Origin of the sequence: Cetobacterium sp., from assembly GCF_048470075.1 — a bacterium.
In the GTDB taxonomy this organism is placed as follows: Bacteria; Fusobacteriota; Fusobacteriia; order Fusobacteriales; family Fusobacteriaceae; genus Cetobacterium_A.
Map to the genome: position 1 here is coordinate 1 of NZ_DBGBQB010000364.1, position 2,473 is coordinate 2,473.

General features: G+C 29.6%; 5 protein-coding genes. 4 read left to right on the plus strand and 1 reads right to left on the minus strand.

Annotated elements, in window-relative coordinates; all coding sequences use genetic code 11:
• The 4 genes from amaP to ACMOUI_RS12750 all read left to right on the plus strand — a co-directional run.
• Positions 1-339 (plus strand): alkaline shock response membrane anchor protein AmaP (amaP, locus tag ACMOUI_RS12735; protein WP_418966070.1); only part of this gene is annotated, 339 nt, incomplete at its 5' end.
• Positions 340-349: 10 nt separating this feature from the next.
• Positions 350-562 carry a DUF2273 domain-containing protein gene (locus ACMOUI_RS12740; protein WP_418966071.1) on the plus strand — a complete coding sequence of 71 codons (213 nt, stop codon included), beginning with the start codon at positions 350-352 and terminating at the stop codon, positions 560-562.
• Between the two features lie 13 nt (positions 563-575).
• Complete coding sequence (gene nusB / locus ACMOUI_RS12745; protein WP_418966072.1) at positions 576-983, plus strand: transcription antitermination factor NusB; 408 nt, start codon at positions 576-578, stop codon at positions 981-983.
• A 60-nt stretch (positions 984-1,043) separates the two neighbouring features.
• The gene (locus tag ACMOUI_RS12750) at positions 1,044-2,099 is read left to right on the plus strand and encodes a YifB family Mg chelatase-like AAA ATPase (protein WP_418966073.1); all 1,056 of its coding nucleotides are present in this window, start codon (positions 1,044-1,046) and stop codon (positions 2,097-2,099) included.
• A gap of 41 nt (positions 2,100-2,140) precedes the next feature.
• On the opposite strand, the gene ACMOUI_RS12755 is transcribed toward ACMOUI_RS12750, so the two are convergent.
• The coding region (locus tag ACMOUI_RS12755; protein ID WP_418966074.1) for a hypothetical protein at positions 2,141-2,473 on the minus strand (333 nt) is incomplete at its 5' end.

A 2,473-nucleotide genomic window follows, 5' to 3' on the forward strand; every position in this document is an offset into this window, starting at 1 on the left:
TTAAAATTATTATCTAATTTTTCCAAAGAAGAGGACTATGTTATAAAAAATGAACATGGTTCAGTACATATTTCAACAGATACTGTAAAAAATTTGATTAGAGAGATTTTATCAAAAGATAGTGATATAAGAGGTTTAAAAATAGATTGTGGAAATAGAGGAAGCAAGTATTTTGTCAAATTGAACCTAGATATGATATCGAATAATAATCTATCAACAAAGACTGTAGATATACAAAACTTAATAAAAACTAATTTAGAACAAAAGCTAGATTTAAAAGTTGATTATATAGAGGTGAAAATTTCAAAACTATCAATTAAAAAGGATTTAATAGAATAGGAGGCAAGATATGATGTTAGAAAAAATTATTGAAAATTTTATTCTTAACTTTAGAAAGTATCTATATGCTATTCTAGGGTTGATAGCTGGAATTCTTTTAGTTGAATATGGAGTGCTAAAAACAATTTTTATATTAATTTTAGCATTTATAGGATTTAAATTAGGGGATAGAGATTTTCAAGAAAAGTTAAAAAAACAAATATTAAATAGATTAAAGGATTAGAAAGGAAACAATAATGAGTAGAAGAGTAGCAAGAGAAGAGTTATTTAAAATAGTTTTTGAATCGGAGTTAACTGAAGTAAAATTAGATGAAACTTTAGCGGACTACATGCTAAGAGACGAAACTAATTTAAATACAAATGAGAAGGAGTTCATTGAAAAGTATTCAAATGGATTAGCTTTAAATAATGAAAAAGTTGTAGAGACATTAAAAGATAACATTACAGGTTGGAGTTTAGAAAGAATTGGAAACGTTGAGAGAGCTCTTTTAAAAATAGCGACATATGAGATTTTATTTGAGGATGTACCAGCGGAAATAGTTGTTAATGAAGTTGTAGAGTTAGCAAAAAAATATGGTGATGAGAAATCACATGAGTTTATCAATGGAGTTTTAGCAAAAGTAGTAGTTGAAAAAAATAGATAATAACTTTAAAAGGGAGAGCAAAATATTTTGCTCTCCCTTTTTTTATTCAAGGAGGGAGTTATGTTAGTAAAGGTGTTGAGTTCAAGCTATTTGGGAATTGAGCCATTTTTAGTGGAAGTGGAAGTGTATGTGACAAATGGATTGCCTATATTCAATATAGTTGGTTTAGGGGATACCACTATATCAGAGAGTAAGGATCGTATTAGGTCTGGAATTAAAAATATGGGGTATTTTTTAGAGCCTAGAAGAGTTGTTGTAAATTTAACACCTGCTAACATAAAAAAAAGAGGATCACATTTTGATCTACCAATTGCTATTGGAATAATGATTGGAATGAAGTTTATATCAGATTATAAAGGAGTTTTAAAGGATTATATACTGATGGGTGAACTTTCATTAACAGGTGAAGTAAGAGGAGTTGAAGGGATTATCAATGGAGTTTTGTTAGCTAAAAGCAAGGGCTTTAAAGGGGTTATAATTCCGGAGGAAAATATGGATGAAGCCTCAATAATAAAGGATATTGAGATTATACCAATCAAAAATATAAGGGATGTTGTAAAATTTATAGAGGAGGGGGTTGTTAGAAGTAAAAGAGTGTTAAATGTTAGTAAAGTATATCAAAATAATTTGGATATGCAAGATGTAAAAGGACAGATTAGAGCTAAAAGAGCACTTGAAATAGTTGCAGCAGGTGGGCATAACATAATTATGGTAGGTTCTCCAGGGAGTGGGAAATCTATGTTGGCTAAAAGATTGATAGGGATACTTCCACCTATGTCAGAAAGTGAGATTATAGAAACAACTAAAATATATAGTATAGCTGGAGAGCTAAATGAAAGAGTTCCAATTGTAGTCAATAGACCATTTAGAGACCCTCATCACACATCTACAGCCACATCTATTATTGGTGGAGGAAGAGTTCCAAAACCAGGGGAGATAAGTTTGGCTAATAATGGTGTACTTTTTTTAGATGAGTTTACAGAGTTTGACAGAGTAGTTATTGAAAGTTTAAGAGAACCTTTAGAGGAGAAACGAATATCGATAACAAGAAGTTTGGGGAAAATGGAGTTTCCAGCCAAGTTAATCTTTGTTGCAGCATGTAATCCATGTGTATGACAACAAAAGAAAACCCACAGATTAAAACTGTAGGTTTTTAATTATACTAAATCCATTGTAGAATTCGCTATTTTCTTTTGGTTTGTAACTTCAGAAGTATAGCAATGCTCATGTACAACATTTATTAAAACATCTATATTATCTAAACTATTTACTAAGATTTTATCACTCTTAAAATGAGATGGATAATATTTCTTTCCATAAGCTCTTAACTTTTCTATTTCTTTTCCCTTTTCTAACTCAGATAAAGCTAATAATATTTTTTTTCTTTTTGCTGAAGTTATATTTTCAAATCCAATTGTAGAATTTTTATCTACTAAGTCATTTGAAAAAAACTTTTTAACCTCATCTTCTGTTGCTTCTCTATATAAAAC

Coding starts and splice junctions, on each gene's coding strand:
- nusB (WP_418966072.1), top strand. CDS start 576: ATGAGTAGAAGAGTAGCAAGAGAAGAGTTATTTAAAATAGTTTTTGAA.
- ACMOUI_RS12740 (WP_418966071.1), top strand. CDS start 350: ATGATGTTAGAAAAAATTATTGAAAATTTTATTCTTAACTTTAGAAAG.
- ACMOUI_RS12750 (WP_418966073.1), top strand. CDS start 1,044: ATGTTAGTAAAGGTGTTGAGTTCAAGCTATTTGGGAATTGAGCCATTT.